Genomic DNA, 22,149 nt, shown 5'->3' with positions numbered 1-22,149 from the left:
TTTCTCTTAGCGTTTAATTGTACAGTAATTTTTATGTTTCCTATCGTCTCCTTTTTTTGCTTCGTCATCCATGTGTTTTGAATACTATTGAATTTTTACCGTGCTTTATTCAAAGCTGAATCTGTAACGCTTGATACAGCTCGTCAGATGTATTTGCGGCCCTCTATTTGTTTGCATCATAGTTATAGCTATATCCGAGTATTAAGCTGCTATATTCGTTATATGAAGTTAAGATTCGTATGATATTTTGTTGGTCCAGATAACCTTTACTGCTGATAGGGTGGGGAGCTCAAGGCGTTGGTCCGTCAATAAGGCAAAATTATTTTTGGTATAAAATCCAAGCGGTGAGCGATAAGGTTTCTTATCCTGTTTGATTCCTAAGTCGTTATCGATTACCCATCCATTGAGCTCCTGCTCATCTTTTTTCAATTTGTTCATTAAGTCTAATCCCAAACCTCTTCCTTGTATAATATTTGAAAGTATGATTGCAAACCAACGCTGATTGTCGCGGTAAAACTTTACTGCCCAACCGATAAGATGATTATCTTTTCTAACCAAGATATGTACTGGCGCTAGAAGACTGCTTATATAGTCTTCAAATTCTGCTAAATTAGCGTAGGATAAACTCGCAGGATATTCTTGGTTCCATAAGTCCATGATTGCCATGCTTTCCTCTTCGCTAAGAGCCGTTACAAATTGAAAGTTTAACGTATTATTTACCATAACCAGTTAATATATTACAATATACCAACATATAAATTAATTCCAGATGATTGCATAAAAATAACTTATCTCTATATTCCCGCCATTCACCGAGTTTTCCTGTCCGTTAGTCTAAAGCCTATAGGCTAGGGGCGTATTCTGTNNCAGCCTTAATCGCAGTATCAACTTTCGCAATGGCAGCTGAAGGCCTAGGTTCAAAAACAGTAAAAGCAAACGTTAACCTTTCTACTGCAGACTTAGCACTTGACCACTACGTTGCAGTCACTACTAAAGGAGAGTCGGCAGGCGTAGAGCAGTTATTCGCGACAGATTTCAATCAAAAAATCCAAGCATCCAATGCACAAAATCATAGCCGTGATGCGGTAATCAAATCCTTGAAAAAACAAAAAGGAGAGAAACTGAATTGCGCAGTAAATACCGATATTATCCAGGAATCAGCTGACTACATGGTTGCTAAAGTAACTTTAAAATTTGAAGATTTTACCAAGACTGATCTTGTGACGTTGGTACGTGAAGGTAATGACTGGAAAGTGTCCGGATCAATAAATGCTTACAAATAATTTACCGAAGCTAGTTGTCAGCTCGGTCATATCGAAAGCTGACAACTAGTTAATCATATGTTTATTAAGGCCACGTCGTGAGAGGTGGCTTTTTTATGCTTGGATATTTTGATAGGGAGCATTACTGTTTTTGCATGAACCCATTTTGCTTATTCTCGATTTTTTGGCCTGCGTAGGTTTCAAAAATGTATTTGGTAGTTGCTTTGAGTGAGCGTCGAGGTTGGATGGGGTGATAACCCGGAGCGGTAAAAAACTCGATTTCGTTGTCAATCTTTGAATACCAAATATTACCCAGATCTTTTAAACCTAGTGTATCGGGCCGGGTTATTTTGCGGAACTGTTCCAGTTTTACTTTATCTAAGCCAACCACTTGATAACGTTGTGTTTGATCTTGACAATCCACTTGGATATATCTCTCACCGTTCCAGCACATACAATCTTCTGGAGTTAAATAATGCACTGCAAAAAAAATGGCAATAATCAGCGAAGCAATACCGGTGAATCTTAGGACATATTTATTATTTCCTATAAAAGATTTTTTTTCTGGTTGAATGATAATCTTTTCTCCTTGATCCAATTCTTCTGAAACAACTGCCTGATCATTTTCACTTAGCAATATTTCATCTATTTCGTTATTTTCCTCTTCATTTGTAGCGTAGGAATGATTGTTTTCATCTTTCTTAATTGTTGTTTCAATTGGCAGTTCTTCATGGTTGGTCAGATCATTTGAACTAGAATCTTTGCCATCATCTATACAATCTTCTTTATTTGCCTTAAAAGCTTTTGATCCTTCGTCTTGAGGTAAGTCATGTTTGCTTGAATTCGTTGTCTCGGATTGAAGTGAATTCCAATAATCAAAATTGTAAGGCCGCGGTTGAAAATTAATCAGTATAGCGAGGAATTTTACGACATCTCGTTCCGGGCTACGTTTTGTATCACCAATTATAAAATTTCTTAGTGCTCTAAATTTATCTGTTTCCGAATTTTTTATTATTTCCTTGAGTGACTTACCAAACTGCTTTTGTTGTTTCTTCTCATCTTTTTCTCTGAAATAGTCTGTGAATACTATTTCATCTTCAGTAGATAACCCCCTCTCGAAACATTGCATGGACCAATTCTTAAGATCTCCTGTCGAAGGCCATTCGCGGGAAAAATCAAGTCGTCTGTTCTCCTTTAAATCTAGGTAGCCGTTTCTTACAGCCTTTTGAAAATACTCAAACATGATTCCAAAATTAACGTCAATTCATTATTGGAAAATACGGGAAACCGTACTCAAAAACATCTTAAAAACAATCTCGATCATTTGGAAAATTTTGGAAAACCGTTGAAAACTTTTGAAACACTATGAAATGTTATGAAGCGTTGGAAACGTTTGATAAAAAGGGTTTTAACGGCTATAACTTTGTTTTCGAAATCAGATGATAGTCGATTAGTTTATGAGGCTAAGATACTAAACAGATTTCACAATGAGAAGATCTCGCGGTAGACATTAGCCGGTTTGGGAAGCAGCTTCTGCCTCCCGCGATTGACACTCTTACTTCCCAAAAAATTCAGAAGGCCTTCTGAAAACATTTGTAGCAATCCGGTGCATGGGGCACGCGGACCTACCAAGTTTTTGACTTTTAATTTTTTGAGTTATGTGGAGTTTAATCTTATATTTTTTGTTTGGAATCGGTCAACCTTCCAATGGACAACAAGGTAATCAAAATGGTTCAACTACTGTACAACCTTATGGAGACCACGGTGGAGAAACCGAAACTCCTCGTCCTCCTAAAGGATAGATAATTAAGCAATATTTTTTATTGAAAAGGTAGCCTTTGGCTAGTCATGGTCGGAAGATTTTTCTTCCGACTTTTTTGTTTTAAAAGATGTTAATTTTCACAGTTTAAATATCTGATAATCAATAATTTATATTGTTTTTCCTATTTATTATTTGTATCTTAAAGGTTGATAATCAACAAGGTATGGCAATATTTAAGAATCACAACGTCACCGTAAAACAACTACTTGGTTTCATTCCCGAAGCACTTTTGTCAAATTTATCGCTTAATACCCGAATCGACCATTACGCAAAAGTTCTGCAGGGCAATAAGCTGTTCTATTTACTGCTCTACGGTATTCTGGACAATGACAGGCTGAGCCAGCGGACACTGGAAGATACGTTTAATGATTCTGTCTTTAAGATGCTTTTCAATCTTGATGAAAGTGAGACTATACGCAGGAGTTCTATTTCTGAGCGACTGTCCAAAGTTGATCCTGACTATTTTAAGCAGATATATGATTGTATCTATGAGCAGTTTTCCAGGGCATATACATCAACAGAGAGAAAGAAGAACAACCTGATCAGGGTAGACAGCTCCATGGTCAGTGAAAGTGTTGGTAAGCTCATGGAAGGCATCGATAACAAAAGTGGTAAAAAGGCGGTAAAATATAGTATTGCCTTTGACGGTGTTTTACCCTGTCATTCAACTGTATTCACTAGTCCCGACTATGTAAACGAAGATAATGCGTTGCCGCAGGTTGTCAGGGAGCATGTAAAAAAAGACCCCGGCCACCAAAATATCTATGTGATGGACAGAGGGTTGCAATCAACCAGGACGATAGCTGCTTTCAGCAAGGAGAAGATCACCTTTCTCTGCAGGGCAAAGGAAAACAGGAAACTGGTCGAACTGGACTCATTTATTACCGAGGGCATGAAACTCGATCTGGGTGAATCTCTCCTAGTCAGCGACCGTAAGGTCCAGCTCTATACCGGTATCCCCATCAATAAAAACGGTAAAAAATATTATAGCGAAGAATTGGTAGATACCCCTTTTAGGCTTGTAATAGTTAAGAGCAAGGGGGAAGATCAGAAGGAGTATTGGTTATTGACCAATGACTTCCAAAGCTCAGCAGCAGAGATTTCCCAGGCATACAGAAGACGTTGGGACATAGAGGTCTTTTTTCGATTCATCAAACAGGAACTCAATGCAAGCAATCTGATATCACTTAACAAAAACGGTATACAGGTAATGTTATACATGACCTTAATCGTTGCCATGTTGGTACTCATCTATAAAAAAGCAAACAACATAGGGTATAAAACCGCCAAAAGGAGATTTGCATTAGAAGTAAGAGACCTTGCTATTGCCATGATCGTTGTCCAATGTGGCGGAGATCCAGGGCTATTTTTTAAAACATAAAATAAAAAATGGCCGGAATTTCTTCCGACCATGATTGGCCTTTGGCTACCTTTTTTTATTTATTATTTTATTAGCTCAAAATTGTCAATATCTTAGATAGAAATTAGCCAGATTTGAAATATCTATATTTATATTGTATTAGCGTCTTTCTGCTTTCTTGTGTTAGTCATGAAGAGAGGCAAGAAAATACGGTTAGTAGCCTAGACTATGACAAAGCTTATGAGTACATTGATGCAGGTAAAACGGACAGTTCCTTTTTCTTTTTCGATAAAGCGAGACAGGTGTTCTTGGATAATAAGGACAGCCTTGGAGTAGCCAAATGCCTTGTTAATATGGCAATTACATTAAAAGATCAAAATGATTTTTTTGGTGCCCAAGAAACTGCACTTCAGGCAGTTTCCTATATGAATACTAATGATCCCAAGCATTATATTTACTTAAGTACAAATTACAACAACTTAGGGGTTGCCAGTAGTAAACTTGGTCAGTATAAATCAGCATTATCTTTTTATGAGTTAGCGCTCAAATTTTCGAATGATTCGTCCAATACATTCAGTTATCAAAATAATATAGGGATTTGTTATCAAAATCTTAATCAGTACAATAAAGCGATTGAAATATATAATAGTCTACTTGGAAAAACAAAAAACAACCCAAAACGCTATGCGAGAATATTATCTAATTTGGCAAGAACTAAATGGCTCCAGAATTCAAGATATCCCGCCGAAAACGAGCTGTTAAAAGCTATGACTATTAGGGTGAGAGAAAAAGATCTTTGGGGATTAAATGCAAGTTACGTACACTTAACCGATTTTTATACTAAAAATAGTCCTAATATTGCACTATTATATGCAGAGAAAATGTATGAGGTTGCTAAGGAATTAAAAAGTGCTGATGATCAAATTTATGCCTTAGGTAAACTCGTTGAGCTAACTCCCTCAAATCTGGCCAAAAAATATTTTAGTATTTACCAGCACATGGCTGATAGTGTCCAGAAAACCCGCGCCGCAGCCAAAAACCAGTTTGCCCTGATCCGCTATGAAGTTGAAAAAAACAAGACCGAAAATCTAAGGCTCGAAAAAGAAAATGCTGAAAAGCAGAATCGCCTCATTAGGCAACGCGTTATCACTGGTGCAAGTATCTTTTTGCTTGTTCTAGTTGCAGGCGGTGGTACCCTCTGGTACAAACGTCGCAAGCAACGGCTCGAACTCGAAGCAGAGAACAAGGTCAAAGAAACCCAGCTTCATCTTTCGAAAAAAGTGCATGATGTCGTGGCGAACGATATTTACCACGTGATGACAGAAGTTGAATATAGAGATGATCTAGATCGCGAAGGACTGCTTGATAAACTGGAAATTATTTACAACCAGTCCCGGGATATTTCACATAATGTCGACCAACGGCCTACTGTTGAGGTACCATACAACGAGCAAATTTCCACTTTACTTAAACCCTATAGCTCGAACTATCGTCGTATATCGATAGCAGGGAATGATGCCGATCAATGGGACGATGTCAGTAAACGTATTAAAGAAGAAATAAAACATGTACTGCAAGAACTAATGGTCAATATGAAGAAGCATAGCGGAGCTGAGCAGGTGGTCGTGCGCTTTGAAAAATCGGGCCAACAGCTCAAAATTTTTTATAAAGATAATGGTGTTGGCCTGCCGACAGAGGGCGCCCAGGGAAAAGGTGTAGCCAATACGGTTTCCCGTATTGAAAACCTGGGTGGTGAAATTATCTTTGCCAGTGAACCGGGAAAAGGGCTCAGTATTACCGCCAATATCCCATTAATATAAAGATGATTATTGTATGTTTAAAAAAGTACTCATTGCCGAAGACCACGATACAGAAAACTTTGCCGTACAAGTAACATTGCGTGACTTGGGAGTAGTCGACCCTGACTATGTTTATTATTGCGATCATGCCCTCGCCTGGATCAAGAATGCCATCCGAGCTGGAGAACCATACGACCTTCTTATTACCGATATTAATTTTAAAGATGATGGTTCAACCCAAGAAATTAAGGATGGACTTTCCTTAATCAAAGCTATTAAGTCAGTCCATCCCGATATCAAGGTTGTTGTGATGACAGTTCAAGAGATAACTAATACAATCCATGAAATGTTTAAAGCTAAACAAATTGATGGTTATGTCTTGAAGGCACGCAGAGGAAGAGAACACCTTAAAGAAGCACTCCAGATGGTCTACCAAGGGAGAACTTATCAATCTGTGGATAACAAAAAACCTCTCCAAGAGCTAAATGCGTTCGAATTCACCCAGCTTGACCTACAGATCGTCAATTTATTATATCAAGGTATTCCCCAATATCAGATGCCCGAAAAGCTTAAGGCATTGGGTGCAAAAGCTTCCAGTTTGAGCACGATTGAGAAGCGCCTTAATTTGATGAAAGAATCCTATGGATTTACCAACAATGCGCAGTTAATTGCCCACTGTAGAGATGCTGAGCTGATATAATCTTATTTTAAGATTCCCTGTAGGATCATTTTTGTCGCGCATTATCTTCGAGTGGCGGATTTGTAGCAGGAATTATAGTTGTCGTTACACAAACGTAGCTGACGCATTCAAGATATTAGTGCCATATGTTAACCAATTAATGAACAGAAAAGGCTATCCTCCGATAGCCTTTCTTTTTTTATTGTCGTTTGAGATTTTAGCCTTCGGATAAATCCAAGTCTAGCACTTGAATAATGTTTAATCAGCCTTATTCGAAAACGTATTGATTGAATTTAGTGCATAATAAGCGATTCCGTTGTCAGGGTATTCTTCCAAAATTTCTTTGTAAAGTGTCTTCGCTTTTTCGGCTTGCCCGGTCTGGGAATAACTAAATGCGATATTACAAAGTCCCATTTCTCTAAAAGACATTTTTGAAGAACTTAATACCGTAATTACACGGTACTTATCTACCCATCTATTTCTTGTAAAATAATCAACACTCTCTTTAAAATGAGCTATTGCCGTTTCAAAGTCGTTTTGTTTGAATGCTTTCATTCCTTTTCGATGGCTTCTGGGGACAGTCATTCGCAGTACAATCGCTAAAATGGAAAAGATAATGACACCAATGAAAACATCATCTGTCTGAAAGATATATTCGAAAGCGAATAAAAAAGCCAAGGTTATCGCAAATACAATTGCGAATGCGGGCCAGGATATTTGTCGAACAATAGGGACATTTGAACTCATATTATCAAGATCTAATTAGTTGCCATCTGCTGCTAAATATAGTGAAACCCTCGCAAAGTCTTCCTTCTCAGTGTTGTTTTTATATTAAGTTTTGCCTAAAGACCAATCTGACCAATTCTTAAGCTGCGCTTTACGGGAAACCGTAGAATTAGCCCGTAATCATCCGCTAGATTTGTATCAACCATTAGGAGTTAACGATTATTAATTGCATATTTCAATGAAAAGTTATTTTTACATATTTGATGACAGAAGGGTAGGTCCCTTATCCTTTGATGAAATCAAAGCAGCCAATATTTCAGCAGAAACATTGGTTTGGTACGAAGGATTGGAAAATTGGCAACCTGCAGGGGACCTCGAAGAGTTTCTGTATTTTTCTAATCCTACTGAAGAGATTGAGACGCTGGTTGAGGATGATGATGCAGTTATCGAGGAAGTTACTATCCCTGTCCAGGAAGAGGCAATTTCAATTCATCCTGTTACTCGCGGAGATAATCCGGATTCAGCTGGGATAAGTAGCCCCATAGTTCAGAACAATAGTGTAGAAACCCAACTTAAGGCCTATTCCTCTCCTTTGAATCAATACCATGGGATTGACGACCCATTCGGTAGTGGACAACAGCAATTGATTTATCCAAAGCAAGCTATGTTTTCTGCTCCCTTTAGTTTTAAGGGAAGAATCAGGAGGACTGAATACTGGCTCAGTATTGTTATTGGCTACCTATATCTATTTTTTGTCATAGGATTGGTAGGATATAGTACTGGCTCGAATAACCTAGGTTCCGTAGGCTTCTTATTTTTAATCCCTTTTTATTGGTTTCTTCTTGCCCAAAATACCAAGCGCTGTCACGATCGTGGGAACTCCGGATGGTTCCAGATTATTCCATTATATGGACTTTGGATGGCATTTGGCGAAAGTGACAGATTCGTGAACGAATATGGCCCCAATCCCAAAGGCGATAATTTCCAAACAAGATTTTAACAAAACCATATTAGATAGATGAAAAGGATTTCTTTGATTGCTAATTCGAGTATTCAATATTACAAGTATGAGGTAAATATTGATCTCGAGTTTGGCAAGGAAAACAGATTTTATTACCACCAACCGTTCGATACCAATTTTTTTGATTTTATTCTCGATCCGATATTTAAAATTACAAAGGATGGAAACGAAAATTATTATCGGTTACAGGAACTGATTGACAAAGGTTTTGTGATCAATAAACGATTAAAGGATGAGGCCGATTTGAGTACCTGTAGTGATACATTGACAGAAGTTTACGAAGAAAGTAACCTCAAGCAAACACTCAAACAATACCAAAATAAATGGATTCCATTACCGGTATTTAAAGAAAATGCAATCAACCGTGATCTGCTGTACCCCACAGATTGGGTGCGCGTATTTTTTACCTGTGATGAGGAGTTCTCAACGGCAAAAATTGTAATTGCTGTGGATACATCCCTTGCCAGAAATGAAAACGATAAAACGGGACCTCAACTAAGTAATAATCCCGACGAGAATATTTTCCGGATTCAGTCCGATGAAATCAATCTCAGTAATTTTTTGTTCACCCAAGACAATTCGATCGGATGGATAGATCGGTATTTAGCCGATTTATTTTATGATAAAAACGAAGAAGACCGGTATACACACCCTATCAAGAAATATATAGCCAAATATATCCTTTTGGTCAAATGGTTGGCAGCGCAAGCCGAGTCTCCCGAGATCCAACTTTTTACGGACAATATCCGAAAAAAAACTGTTGACCTCGTAATTGATATTGGCAATTCGGCCACCTGTGCGCTATTATTCGAAAATAAGGATCACGATAGTTTTGACTTTGATAGTGTCAAGAAACTTATCATTCAAGATTATACCAATCCGCATTTGGAGTACAATAATTCATTTCCGATGAATATGTTGTTTAGCGAATCGAGCTTTGGAAACATTGATAAAGATAATTATCACAACAATAAATTTATTGTTCCCAGTTTGACGCGTATCGGTTTTGAAGCAGAAAAGCTGATCAATTCTGCGAGCACAAATCTGGATCTTGGCTACGAACTTAAGACCTATAACTCCAGTCCGAAGCGATACCTTTGGGACGATCAGATGAGCGACCGGGAATGGGAATTTCAGCCGATTAAATCCAGTCGGGTAAAGAAAGTATACCTGAATGGGATATCTGAACAATTGAGTTTAGACGGCAGTTTAAAGAGCGCAGGGTCGGCATTTGGAGCTAAATCCATGTTTTCGAGGGCTTCCTTGATGAAATTTGTGTTCCTGGAAGTATTGATGCATGCCCATGTACAGATCAATTCCTATAAGTTTAGAGAAGAACATGGCGAAATGACCATGCCTCGAACAATCAAACGGATTACAATATCATGCCCTACTGGTATGATTCAGCATGAGCAAATCGCGCTAAGGCAAGCAGCGGTAGAAGCGTGTGAATTGCTGGATGGTTACCAACGTTTCTACTTTGATCAGGATGAAAATACAAACTGGTTCAAAAAACCAGAGATTATTCCATCTATTCAGGATATCTCCAAAACCCTCAGCCAGCTGGAAGATAAAAAAGATTGGATGTATGATGAGGCGACCTGTAGCCAGCTTGTTTTTGTTTACAGCCTCTTTTCGAAAAAATTGAGAAGCAACAATTATGTGATTGACCATTTTTTATTCAATAATAAGAATGCGTTAAAGATTGCTTCGATTGATATCGGTGCGGGGACAACTGATATAATCATCAATCAATATCAACTTAAGACCTCAAATAAGATTCAGGAATTGATTCCACAACCGCTATTCTGGGACAGTTTTAAATTGGCGGGAGATGACCTGATGAAGGAGCTAATCCAAAAGCTGATTATTCGTAGTCCCTTAAAAATGGATGATTCAACCATTGAAGGATTGGAAAATTATGGGAGATCAAAGGGGATTGTAGACATCCAAAGTCGGATCAATGGATTTTTTGGAGAGAATTCCAATAACATGGGCTATCTCGCAAAGATGATGCGTAAGTCATTTGTTCATCAGGTGGCGCAGCCTATTGTACTTAAATATCTCCAGCAAGCAAATCATCAAGAATGCTTGGAAATGTCTTTCGAAGAAATCATTGGACGTAAATTTGAAAATAGTGCACTTGTCAACTATTTTGAACGGGTAATCGGTTTCAATTTTTTGGAAATTCGATGGACAATATCGGCTAAGGTCGTCAATGAGATCGTTTCGAGTGTATTTGAGGGACTGGTTCGTCAAATGTGTCTGGTGATTAACCAGTTTGAGTGTGACTTTGTGGTCTTGTCCGGAAAGCCTGCATCCCTGTTTAGCTATGAGGAGCTGTTCAAAAAATTCCTATTTGTTTCGCCGACCAATGTGATCAATCTCAATAATTATTGGATCGGAAAATGGTATCCGTTCGCGGACAATATGGGGAATATTGAAGATCCCAAGACGATTGTTGCTGTAGGTGCAATTATCGCTTTGATGGCTGCCAAATTGAAGAAGATACAGGACTTCAATTTAAATACGATAGAGTTGATTAAAAATCTGAATTCAACAGCCGACTATATTATTTCCAAAGAAGAAAATAGAAAAGAAGTCATATTGACTCCGCAAAAAAATGAACAAACCTTTCTACTTAAATCACTTCCTTTTGAGTTTGGCTATGCTAAATATCTATCGCGAAACTACACCTATTCTGGTCTCTACAGATTAAGTATAGATCATAGACAGATGGAAGAGATTGTCAAAAACCGTTTTGTTGGTCGCGATGCATCATTTTATGAAGAGCAAGTGGATAAAGAGCGCGGTGAAATTCTACGGCATCTGCCGCTGAAGGTGACCATTGCCAGAGATTGGGATGAAAGTAAGGAAATATTGAAGATCGAACATATCGAAGATAATGAAGGGAATGAGAAGCCGGGACGTTTCTTTCAGCTCCATTATCAAACCTTGGATAGCGTACAGGGATATTGGTTAGATACTTGTGAATTCGTTTTATAGCAAAGAAATGTCGAATAATTATTCTGAATTAGAAATCAAGCTTATCGAGGAATTTATTTCTGGTAAGATCGATCTTATACAGGGATCGATTCAATGGGCAGACAAAAATCTAAAATATGAAGAACGCAATAAAGTGCTTCTCATGTTGAAGAACAGTCTGAATACAATTAAAAAGGTTCAGGGCAATATCGGTAACAAACCGGTCATCGCTGTCTTCGGGGCAAGCCAGGTGGGAAAATCCTACTTAATCAAAAACTTGCTGAGTGATAAAAGCAAGCCTTTTGAAATTGAAAATGATGGTAAACAATATGATTTCCTAAAGCAAATAAATCCCCCGGGAACTGGAGCCGAAAGTACAGGATTGGTCACTCGATTTACGGTTGACCAAGATCCTTCGTTTCCAGATTTTCCGATAAAAGTGAATTTGCTAGCACCAAAAGACCTATTGTTGGTGTTACTTGATGCCTTTTTTCTGGATCTTAAGAAAATTACATCTTTTCCCTCAAAAGGAGATTTTGAAGCACATCTTAAAAAACTGGAACTTGAGCAAACGGAAGCCCAGCAGGATTTTTTAACTGAATTTGATGTGCTTGAGATTAAGGAGTATTTTGAGAAGAATCTTTCGCAACATACCATTTTGTTTGAAGGTCTCTATGAAACAAGGTTCTTCGAACGGATAGGACGTATCATCCGCCACTATGGAGTCGCAGATTGGTCGCGCATATTTGATATCCTTTGGAACAAGGAGATCTTATTGACAGAACTATTTATCAACTTGATCAATAAGCTGAAATTGGTACAGTTTACACACTACGGTTATATTAAGTTCGATAATGTCCTGCGCGAGGGGGGAGCTATTCTCGATGTTAAACGTTTGGGAGAACTCAGTGCTGATTCTGAAACGGGCATGGCAACTCTCAAATTGAGTAACGGTTCTGAGATTCAGATCGAAGTACCTGCATTGTCAGCTTTGATTGCCGAACTTGTTTTTTCGATTCCCGAAGGGCTTGTTGAATCCAAAGAATTTTTAAAATACAATGATTTATTGGACTTTCCGGGAGCCCGTAGCCGTCTGGCATTGGATCAATCGGATATTTCTACAAAGAATATTGATGCTTTGTTATTGCGGGGCAAGGTTTCTTATCTTTTTAATAAATACTCCCTTGACTTCAATATCAATAACCTTTTGTTCTGTACCAATGACAAGCAGCTGGAAGTTAACGAAATTTCTTCCCTGTTATACAACTGGATTGAGAACAATGTCGGGGGAAGTCTAGAAGAACGGTCAAGATCACTTCAGGAAGCCATTCTTCCACCACTGTTTGTCATCTTTACCTTTTTTAATAATCAGATTAAGTTTGATACGACAAACGATGGAGAATACCTGGAATCCCCTGAGAAGTTAAACTATAAATGGCATACGCGTTTTGAGCGTTTCTTCGAGCAGGAGATCGTTACGCAATCGCGCAACTGGCATACAAAATGGACATCCCAAGAAAATCTGTTCAAAAACTTCTATCTGTTGCGGGATTACAAGTATTCGAACGATACGTTTATGGGGTTTGAACAAGAAGGGCAAGAGATCGCAATTCATCCGGAAAGGGAGAATTTTTTGAAAGTCATGAAGCAGTCGTTTACACGATATGGTTTTGTCCAAAATCATTTCAAGGATGTCGAAAAAACATGGCAACAAGTCGCTTCCATCAATCATGATGGATCTGCGTTGATTATTGAGTCCTTGGCGAAGGTGTCAGGAAACAAAACCAAAATAAATCATAACCTTCAAAAGTTAAATACAATTCTAACTAAGATACAGCGGGATCTTGAACGTTTTATCCATAAAGACGATGTCACTATCATGCGGGAGACGCAGATGCGTCAGGTAAATCAGTTTCAGTTGGCTTTTAACAGTGCCTTAGTCAAAGATCTTGGATTGTTTAACGTTTTTATTGACAGTCTTTCGATTAACCCTACCGATATTTTTCAGTTGCTGAATGAACATATGGTGGTTGATACCAGTCGCCGCATATTGGATGAAACCACACAGGAGTCCATCTTATTGGTTCAGTATCCGGAGTTGAAACAAGCAAAAACGAAAGAAGAAATGCTGACCATCCTGCAAAAGCATCTTTGGCTTTCATCGCATGAAGCCGTTGAAGACTTTTTAAAGGATAGTGGTATCACAATCACTGATTTATTTCAACCGGAAGAGACCAATTCATCGAAGTCTGAGTATTATGTTCAATTGATTCTCGAATCTTGGTTAACGAAGATTAACAACTTGGATCAGTACAAAGATTTCATTGCACATGGTCTGAATAGAAACAGTTTGATTTTCGTTGTAAGTTACTTTAAGGAACTGCTTAAAAAGCGACATGTTGCTGCCAAAATAGTCATATTGCTGAATGATATCATTTCTGAGATAGATGTCAACCATGGTTATGAAATATTTTTGACCGAAACCTTCTCCCTAGTGATCAATGAATTAATTTTCAATTTTGATGTCAACTATTTTACGGAAGAAGAGAAAGAGGAAGCCAGAAACATCTTGGCTTCTAACCCCAATCGTTTTTTTGAACGACAATTTGATACATCAGCCAGCGCGGTATCCGCTTTGTTCGACGCCGAACATATTGATGTACGCGTAGTAGCCTTACAGAAATATAATAAGTGGATTGAATACCTACGGCTTTCTTTACTTGTCAACGCAGGATATATCGATTACGATGAGCAGGCCAATCAGGAATTAAAATTATTGGTCGAACAGTATTCACCTTTTCAATTGGTTTAAAAATGCAAAAATTTCACTCAATAGCAACGGATAGGTACATTCCATTATCGTTTGACAATGCTTACCTTTTTAATCAATACGATAGAATCAGTAATTTTTTAGTCTTTAACCTGGATAAAAAGTATCGGAATTTTTTGGCTAAGCCTGTCAAAAACAACTATGATATTGATTGGTACAGTGTGCATATGGAGCTTCAACCGGTAGAGCAGTCGCCTTACCGGGAATATGGTCTCAAACAATACTGGCTGGTTATGGAGGAACTCCAAAAACGTATAGAAGATCTTATGCGCAATAAAGACTCCAATGTTCAGTATTGGGGAGCAATTCTCCAAGCAGTCTTTAATCCAGAGGACAATCTTATTTTCACCAACGGACAGGATATCTGCATCATCTGGGGGTGGAAGTTTGAGAATAGCCACAATCGGAAACCTCAGCTTCTTGGCGATAGCTTTCAGGAGACAATGAACACGCAGGATACACCATTGCCACCGCAGATTCCAGATCTTGATCACTCAATAGCTGACATCGTTGCACCCAAAAAGCCCGAAAGACTGGAGTCTCCGCCTGCTATTGAAGTCCCTACTTCCTCTCCGGATATCCCAGAGGAATATTTTATGGCTGATGTCAAAGAGAAAAATATTGCTGTAGAAACAGCCAAGAAAGAAAGTTTTCTGGCCTTTCTAAAATATATAGCGGTGACTTATTGGTGGGTGCTGATCGTACTACTGGTATTGATCTGCTTTGTCTTCTTTTTTAAATCTCTAATCCACAGGTCGTAATGGAACATGTAAAAAACAAATCTCTCACCAATTATTGGTGGCTTTTTTATCCTCTATTGTTTTTGCTTATCGGTCTCCTTATTTATGCGTTGTTTTGGAACCCAAGTAGTTCGCTAGAAGTCCTAAATCAGCAATTAAAGGATTGTAGAGATAGCCATGCCCATACAGCTGCTCCAAAGGGCCAGTCAGGAGAAATTGAAAAACCGGGGGAGATTATGCAGACGCCAGAATTGTCAGACGAAATAGAAAATAAAGAAACACAGCTTGATCCGCGAGAACCTCCAAAAAATGCTGTTGTTAACTGCGATGCAAAGGTAAAATCCGGTGGTCAGGGAGTCACCAAGACCAAACATATTATGGGTGACCAATCAGGCAGGGTTATTTTGCAGTACGATACCAGAGAAATACCGGATGAGATTAAGGTATATTATAATGGAAAACTCATAGCAGAGACAGGGGGGCTTGTTGCTGGAGCGGGTCAGTTAGAATGGGCCTATGAAGCTATATCGGGCCAACCTAATTATTGCTATGTGGAAGTTTCAGCACCTACACCCCGTACTGTCTGGGATTATATCGTCAATTGTCCACTTTAATAATCGATCCATGAAAAAGTCGAAATACCCCTATTATTATTACTTGGCTCTCGTAGCTTTTGTATTGTTAAGTATTCTTTTTTGGATGTTCTATCTGACAACAGCAAACGGTTTGCGACAAGACCAAATGCAGTCTTCGCCAAATGGGCAAGATGAAACAGCCAAACCGGTCAATTTACAGACAACCTTGGTCCTGGATTTTGATCCACTGTTGATTGCACCGAATACCTACAAAATTTAAGTCTAGAAAAAAAGAAAATTTAGTCTATATGAAACAAGAGAATTTTTTGTTTGTGGATGTGGTTTCATCCATTTTCCTGCTCGTCCTGTTACTCTGTAATTTCTTTGGAATGCTCTATATGACAGAGGGTAACATGTTGCTTAGCCTAGCCGTCAGCCTGATTATTGTAGTCTGTTATTATTTTGTTTTGCAGTTGCTGAAACGGAATAAAGAGCGTATGCTCAATCAAGGGTATCTGAAGAGTACCGCCAGTTTGTTTTTTATTGTATTCGTTGTTTTTGGCCTGATCAGCTATGTCTTTATGATCCATTTGGTCAATATTGAGAAAAACAGCAAAAAGGCAATTCAGAAAGAAGCAGATGAAAAAGTGTTGCTTGTGAAAGATTTAGCCACACAATACGATAAACGCGCAAATGAATCTATGCAGACTTTTGAGGCGCTGTTTAAAGGTAAGTTACAAGCCTATAAAAATCAGCGCACAAACGTACTGCGCAATGAATTAGGAAATCCACCTTTTAGCCTTCCCGAAGCTATTTTGAACAGCCCGTCTGCAAGTATTGATGTGTCGGCCAGTACCAATGCTATATTGAATGCTTATCAAATTAAATACAACAACAACCATAAGTTGTTGGACAGTCTGGTATTCAAAAAGGCCGATAGTTATAATCAGATTTTTCAGCAGTGGGATAGGCTTAATCTGGCGGCGAACTATCTTGCTTTGAACGATTTTGTGAAAAGTAGTGCAAATCTTGTGAATGAAAAAATCAAGGAGCTACCCGTTGACAATGAACCGATCAAAGTTACGATCAGTGAACGCAATTTGCCCTTGGACAGCCCGATTGCATTAGCGAAGATCTATTCGCCCGATTATCTCCTTCCACTGATTATTATACTGATTATGCATGCCTTTATTTTGATCCCTTACTTCACGTATCGGGTGCGCAAATATAATAGCCCTCGTGTAAAAGATCCTGAAGCGGAAATTATTAATCGAGGTGGAACAATAGAACTTTAATACCTAAAAAGATGGATAAGCATAAAAAACAAAATATTTTATCGAACTGCAACATGGTTCCATTGCCTGCTTTGGACCAGGCAATAGTGGGCGGATTTATCGCATTTGATGAATTGGAGCAGCACGGTCTGACCAGGGACAAACTGAAAGAGTTGCAGCTTTTGGATGATAGCCGGAATGGCAAAATTGTTTTGCCACCACCAATCCCCGGTTTACCAAATATTGATGTCGAGCTGCCGCTGATGCCACCAATACCAGGAATGCCGCCATTACCTACAATGACCAGTCCAAGTGCTCCGATTCAGACCAGTGAAACATTGCTGGAACAAATCAAGAACAATGAAATTTCTGCCGACGATATCAAAAAACTTATTACGGAGAAGAAACTGACGTTTGACTATCTTGAAAATATTGGTATCGAAAAGAGAGTCGTTCAGGCATTGAAATTCTATAGCAGTGCTTCGGCCTTTACAATTTTCAAGAAAATTGAGGACTTGCCACCTATGGAAAATGGACGGACAGATCTTTATATGGTCGGTATGCCCTTTTCGGGTAAATCAACGATCTTGGCAAGTCTCATCAAACATTCCAATAAGCAGGGTATATTAATGCACGATAGCTATAATCCCGATGGTAATAAGTACCTGGAGACGCTGAAGAGAAATTTAGACTATGGGATACTTCCTATAGCGACGGACAAGGCAAGCTACAATTATATTGCTACTTCACTTAAAGACCCAATGGGTACCACTCATCCATTTAATATTGTGGAGGTTCCGGGTGAGAATTATGTGAAGATCTTTAACCAAGGCTTTGAAAATTCGGAGATCCCGCAATTTATCAACTATGTCAAAAGCAACAATAAAAAAATACTGGTTTTTATTATTGATGCCATGTCACATGACAAACGTTTTGATGATGAACAATTCTTTGGAGCGTTAGACCAAAGCATCGCCTATACCAATATCATTTCGATTTTTAAGGATTCCAAAGTGCTGGAGAATACCGATGCAGTTTATTTTGTAGTCAACAAGTTCGACTATATCAAACAGACCAGGTATCTGCATGATGAGCGCGCCGATAGCGAATTGGCATTGGATTATATGAATCAGGAATTTCTTTCCCTTATTGAAAATTGCAAAACCGCACGAGAGAATTCCAGAAACCAATTTAAGATCAAAATATTACCCTTCTCCATTGGTGAAATAGTTTATGATAAGATTGTCACCACTATTGAGGATAAATATCCACAGGAACTGGTAAAGAATATGTTGGAGGATAGTTTTGTCGTAAAAGGCGGCGCATTTTGGAAAAGATTTTTTTAAGAAATATTTATGGATACTATACACTATAGAAGCAGGGTACATCTTCTGATCGAGCGTACTTTGAATGGGTTGGATTATGATTATATTTCATCCGGGTTGAATCAAAATGAGTTAGAGAGGCTGCAATTGTCATTTGATGAGAGAAATCAAGTAGGTCAGTTTAATGAGGGGTATTGTTATTCTGTAAAGCGGACCGCCCAGCATTTGATTTATTCGGTTATCAATACGAGTATGAAGGATAATGCAAAGCGCAATGGCTTTCTGGCGGTTCGGCTGATCGTTAAGCACAATGAGCATATTACCAGTGTCATGCAATATTTATTGCAGATTACAACACAATATATAAATCATATAAAAGATAGCAGTTTAAACAATCAGAACTACGATCTCATTTTGGATGAAGCGGCAAAGAGTATTAAACAGAACAATAGTATTAATCCGAAGATTACACCAGACAAGACTATTTTTTATCAGTTTTTAAATCTCTCCCTAGATCAAAGCGAAGCATTCAACAATCCAAAATTGGTTTACGCTACAAAAGTCTACTTTCTGGACGAACAGTCATTACATAATGAAGCCGTAGCGAAGCAGTTTGGTTTTCAGCCCGTAGAGGATTTATTTGCTCAGGTCCGTAAGATTACGTTTAACAATACCACTACAAACGGGTTGCGCCTCAAGATCAACGAGGAAGAGGAACGTAGTTTATTAAAAGATCAATTCTTGATCTGTATGAAAGGTGACCGTATTCAATACAAGCTTACCTTTGATACACGTTATAAGGAAGTATCCATTTTCGAGGGGGAGATAGAAGTGCGCCCTGAAGAACCCAGACCGCCAAGACCTTCAAACCAAGAGCCTGAACGAAGCTCAAGTGGATTGGTATGGGCCTGGATTATTGGGCCAATTCTGGGAATTGCTATCGGTTACTGGGGGATTGAATTTGCTATGAATTTAGTAGGAATAGGACAAAAGGCTGAAGTAAATGTAGCTGTAGAAATTGTTAAACCGGTTGAGAATTTTAGCTTCAAAATTGATACTGCCAAGAGTAGGGTACTTTACCTTGAATTTGCCGATTCTACCTTGCAAAATTATGTTTTCAGTTATAAAGGAAAAGCTGAAGGCTGGAAGTTTTACAAAAAAGGAGAGGAGAAGAATGCGAAGGCTTTGACCAAATCCGAGTTACGATCTATTTTCCAGGACGAGGATCGAGTTCTTAATTTTTGTGATCAGCTTACGTCGCAGATAGCAAGCGATATTCCGGAGGATAATCCTGCTACTACTAAATCAAGACCGATAGATAGCGAGGAGATTACCGCCGATAAAAATAATAAATCACAGCCGGAGAAGCCTGAAAAACGATCTAGCCAGCCAGCAAAAGGAGGGACTAAAAGCCATGAATCAAAAGTATAGGGGACTTTATTTTTTGGGAGCTACCCTAGGGGTTGGTTTACTGATTGTTGGTTCAATGAAGCTTATGAGTTCATCCCCAGCTCAGCATGGCGCTACGAAGCAATCGGATATCACAACATCAAGTGGGCATAAAGTGTTGGAAAATAAGATCAAGGAGCTTTCCGAAGACAACGTTAGTCCGGCACAGTACAACAATTTGCTGATCGAGATCAATAATGCGGCTTCGCAGAATCTATTTAATAAAGCGATTCAGGACATGCTGCTCCAGCAACTCAATGACAGATATACTCAACTGAGCATGGACCGCATCAATAAATTGCTTCTTTCAGATCCTGTAAAACAAGCAGAACTTAATATTCTGGTCGCTCATCTGGAGAGTACCTTTGGTGCGACGCCAGAGGTTACTACAATTAAAAAGAAAGTCAAAGCTTTGAATCACTATACGGAAGTCCTGCCACAGAGCGTAAACTTACTGATTAGTCAAGGTTTCGCGGAGTTTGATGAAGGGCGGTATAGGGCTTTAATGAACGAACTGGAGCGGATGCCAAACCTAGATGCAAATCTCAAAAGAAAGAAATCTGTTCTTGCCGTTAGAAATGCTGGCGTAAGCAAGCTGCAGCAATTTCATCAGAATTACGAAAACTGGAATTTAAACATGAATTTATAAAACAAGGATCCTTCCGTTAAACAGTGGTTGTATCAGATAAAACCTACATAGATTAAATCTAGCAATATGAAATATTTATTAACCCTTTTTTTAATGGGGCTGGTCACTTTTTGCTTTGCTCAGGCGACCAACGATGACTTATTGGCCCAGGCCAAAGCACTAACGGACGACGGCTTTTATGAAGAGTCCATAAATACCCTAAATAAAATTCACGGAAAGGCAAAGACAAAAGAATTTGTGGACTACTTCCTTACCGTAAACTATTTCAAATTATTGGATAATGGTGACTATCCATCTTTTGAACTCATCAATAAGGTCCGTAGCCAAGGCAATCTGTTTTTGAAAAATTACCCCAAATCAAGCAACCTCGGTAATGTAAAAAGGATAGTCGACAAAATGTATGATTATCCAAAGACACAGCAAAGCTATGATGATACCAAGAATCGAATCTTACAGGAAAAAAAGACCGAAAGACAACAGCTCTTGTTAACAGCGATCAGGAAATCCTACGAGGTACAAGATTATGCCCAGAGTTTAGCCACCATTAAGGTTGCTAGAGAATCAGGATATGATGAAAGCCCTGTCCAATATTATGATTTTATGGTGAAGTACAAACTATATGATCAGAGTCCCTCGCAAACATACCATGAAGTAGAATCTATAGTTGCACTTGGAAATGCTATTTTAAGCGGTGATGATAATTCATTAGCGAGGTTAAGTATGGCGGAAACGCAGCAGATAAAAAATATAGTTGGCGGATTACCAAAGTCTTTGGATGATTTTCGAAAAAGAGAAGAAGATAAGCGTGCAGCAGCTTTGGCCCTGCAACGGCAAAATAAATTTGCGGCTATATCAGCCGACTATGATGCACAAGAGTATAACAACATAATATCAGTTAAAAACGATTTTCCTGAAAATTCCCTTGAATATCTAAAAGTAAGCTATTTTCAGGCAATGAGTCGTTATCGACAGCTAAAAAGCCAATCCGACTATGAGTTTTCAGAGTTATTAACCGTGCGATCCAATTTGCAAGTTTATCTCGGTAAATATGCCGATGCTAATCAGACTTATAAGAATGATGTCATGATAGCAATGGATGATTTGAACAAAAATTATCCTACCTCTCAATATGCTTATGATGCGCTGTTGAAGAAGCGGGAGAAAGAAGAACTTAAAGCTCTTCGTAGGGCCAATCGAAAAATGTTCACCAATATTGGCTACGAGTATGGAAAATTAGCACCCATCGGTGTACGGTTTGAAGTCGGCGGCGGTTTTGTGGGTTTTTTCACGACGATACGCTATGGATTAAAAACAGACCGTCAGCTCGACGAGTATTATTACAATACCAATCGCTCCCAACCGAATAAAACCGAACTTATAGTGGGGCCCAATTTAAAGGTGGCTGACTGGTTGCTGTTGAATATCGGTGGCGGCTATGGAGTTTATTCACATCTATATCGCAATGACTATGCACAACGTGAAGGTTATGGCAGAACAGGTTATTTTGCCGGTTATGGAGGCCTGACTCTTCGCCTCGGTACTTACGTCAATCTCATTGGCGGTGCCTCCTTGATGGCTATCGATAAACAATTTTCATCTAAAAAATTTACGCAACCTGAATTTACTGGCGGCATAACATTTAATATCCGATAA

Annotated in this window: 19 protein-coding genes; 16 read left to right on the top strand and 3 right to left on the bottom strand. The window is 38.7% G+C overall.

What is annotated here, in order from left to right; genetic code table 11:
• Window positions 1–228: 228 nt before the first annotated feature.
• Window positions 229–723, bottom strand: a complete 495-nt coding sequence (locus tag B4G94_RS13210; protein ID WP_286859449.1) for an N-acetyltransferase — start codon at window positions 721–723, stop codon at window positions 229–231.
• A 173-nt stretch (window positions 724–896) separates the two neighbouring features.
• Between B4G94_RS13210 and B4G94_RS13205 the strand changes: the two genes are divergently transcribed.
• The gene (locus B4G94_RS13205) at window positions 897–1,283 is read left to right on the top strand and encodes a nuclear transport factor 2 family protein (protein ID WP_286859447.1); all 387 of its coding nucleotides are present in this window, start codon (window positions 897–899) and stop codon (window positions 1,281–1,283) included.
• A 121-nt stretch (window positions 1,284–1,404) separates the two neighbouring features.
• Here the strand turns inward: B4G94_RS13205 and B4G94_RS13200 are convergent, their stop codons facing one another.
• A complete protein-coding gene (locus B4G94_RS13200; protein WP_286859446.1) occupies window positions 1,405–2,505 on the bottom strand; it encodes a hypothetical protein in 1,101 nt (366 codons plus the stop codon).
• A 415-nt stretch (window positions 2,506–2,920) separates the two neighbouring features.
• On the opposite strand from B4G94_RS13200, the gene B4G94_RS13195 reads away from it, so the two are divergent.
• The 4 genes from B4G94_RS13195 (at window position 2,921) to B4G94_RS13180 (ending at window position 6,943) form a co-directional block, all read left to right on the top strand.
• Window positions 2,921–3,064 (top strand): hypothetical protein, encoded by a 144-nt coding sequence (locus B4G94_RS13195; protein WP_286859445.1) that lies wholly within the window; start codon window positions 2,921–2,923, stop codon window positions 3,062–3,064.
• Window positions 3,065–3,247: 183 nt separating this feature from the next.
• Window positions 3,248–4,465, top strand: a complete 1,218-nt coding sequence (locus B4G94_RS13190; RefSeq protein ID WP_286859443.1) for an IS4 family transposase — start codon at window positions 3,248–3,250, stop codon at window positions 4,463–4,465.
• A 113-nt stretch (window positions 4,466–4,578) separates the two neighbouring features.
• A complete protein-coding gene (locus B4G94_RS13185) occupies window positions 4,579–6,264 on the top strand; it encodes a tetratricopeptide repeat-containing sensor histidine kinase (protein WP_286859442.1) in 1,686 nt (561 codons plus the stop codon).
• A 13-nt stretch (window positions 6,265–6,277) separates the two neighbouring features.
• Complete coding sequence (locus B4G94_RS13180; protein ID WP_172393581.1) at window positions 6,278–6,943, top strand: response regulator; 666 nt, start codon at window positions 6,278–6,280, stop codon at window positions 6,941–6,943.
• Between the two features lie 237 nt (window positions 6,944–7,180).
• Here B4G94_RS13180 and B4G94_RS13175 read toward each other — a convergent pair whose 3' ends face one another.
• Window positions 7,181–7,669 (bottom strand): tetratricopeptide repeat protein, encoded by a 489-nt coding sequence (locus B4G94_RS13175; RefSeq protein WP_286859440.1) that lies wholly within the window; start codon window positions 7,667–7,669, stop codon window positions 7,181–7,183.
• 217 nt (window positions 7,670–7,886) lie between these two features.
• On the opposite strand from B4G94_RS13175, the gene B4G94_RS13170 reads away from it, so the two are divergent.
• From B4G94_RS13170 to B4G94_RS13120, 11 genes are all read left to right on the top strand, one after another.
• The gene (locus tag B4G94_RS13170) at window positions 7,887–8,648 is read left to right on the top strand and encodes a DUF805 domain-containing protein (RefSeq protein ID WP_286859438.1); all 762 of its coding nucleotides are present in this window, start codon (window positions 7,887–7,889) and stop codon (window positions 8,646–8,648) included.
• A gap of 18 nt (window positions 8,649–8,666) precedes the next feature.
• Window positions 8,667–11,675 carry a virulence factor SrfB gene (locus B4G94_RS13165; RefSeq protein WP_286859436.1) on the top strand — a complete coding sequence of 1,003 codons (3,009 nt, stop codon included), beginning with the start codon at window positions 8,667–8,669 and terminating at the stop codon, window positions 11,673–11,675.
• Window positions 11,676–11,682: 7 nt separating this feature from the next.
• Window positions 11,683–14,466 (top strand): virulence factor SrfC family protein, encoded by a 2,784-nt coding sequence (locus tag B4G94_RS13160; RefSeq protein ID WP_286859434.1) that lies wholly within the window; start codon window positions 11,683–11,685, stop codon window positions 14,464–14,466.
• Window positions 14,467–14,468: 2 nt separating this feature from the next.
• Entirely contained in the window at window positions 14,469–15,245 is a 777-nt protein-coding gene (locus B4G94_RS13155; RefSeq protein ID WP_286859432.1) for a hypothetical protein, read from the top strand.
• Window positions 15,245–15,838, top strand: coding sequence for a hypothetical protein (locus B4G94_RS13150; RefSeq protein WP_286859431.1), 594 nt, complete (start codon window positions 15,245–15,247; stop codon window positions 15,836–15,838). The genes B4G94_RS13155 and B4G94_RS13150 overlap by 1 nt, the downstream gene beginning before the upstream one ends.
• Before the next feature lie 10 nt (window positions 15,839–15,848).
• Window positions 15,849–16,079: a hypothetical protein gene (locus B4G94_RS13145; RefSeq protein ID WP_286859429.1), complete on the top strand. Its 231-nt coding sequence runs from the start codon at window positions 15,849–15,851 to the stop codon at window positions 16,077–16,079.
• A 28-nt stretch (window positions 16,080–16,107) separates the two neighbouring features.
• Window positions 16,108–17,094, top strand: a complete 987-nt coding sequence (locus B4G94_RS13140) for a hypothetical protein (protein WP_286859428.1) — start codon at window positions 16,108–16,110, stop codon at window positions 17,092–17,094.
• Between the two features lie 11 nt (window positions 17,095–17,105).
• Complete coding sequence (locus tag B4G94_RS13135) at window positions 17,106–18,419, top strand: hypothetical protein (protein ID WP_286859426.1); 1,314 nt, start codon at window positions 17,106–17,108, stop codon at window positions 18,417–18,419.
• 9 nt (window positions 18,420–18,428) lie between these two features.
• On the top strand, window positions 18,429–19,829 hold the full coding sequence (locus tag B4G94_RS13130) for a hypothetical protein (RefSeq protein WP_286859424.1): 1,401 nt from the start codon (window positions 18,429–18,431) through the stop codon (window positions 19,827–19,829).
• Window positions 19,813–20,496 carry a hypothetical protein gene (locus tag B4G94_RS13125; RefSeq protein ID WP_286859422.1) on the top strand — a complete coding sequence of 228 codons (684 nt, stop codon included), beginning with the start codon at window positions 19,813–19,815 and terminating at the stop codon, window positions 20,494–20,496. Before B4G94_RS13130 ends, B4G94_RS13125 begins: the two co-directional genes overlap by 17 nt.
• Before the next feature lie 66 nt (window positions 20,497–20,562).
• Entirely contained in the window at window positions 20,563–22,149 is a 1,587-nt protein-coding gene (locus B4G94_RS13120) for a hypothetical protein (RefSeq protein ID WP_286859421.1), read from the top strand.

The organism is Sphingobacterium sp. UBA7625 (assembly GCF_002484085.1).
Taxonomy (GTDB): Bacteria; Bacteroidota; Bacteroidia; order Sphingobacteriales; family Sphingobacteriaceae; genus Sphingobacterium; species Sphingobacterium athyrii.
This window is presented reverse-complemented; position numbering and strand designations above follow the sequence as displayed.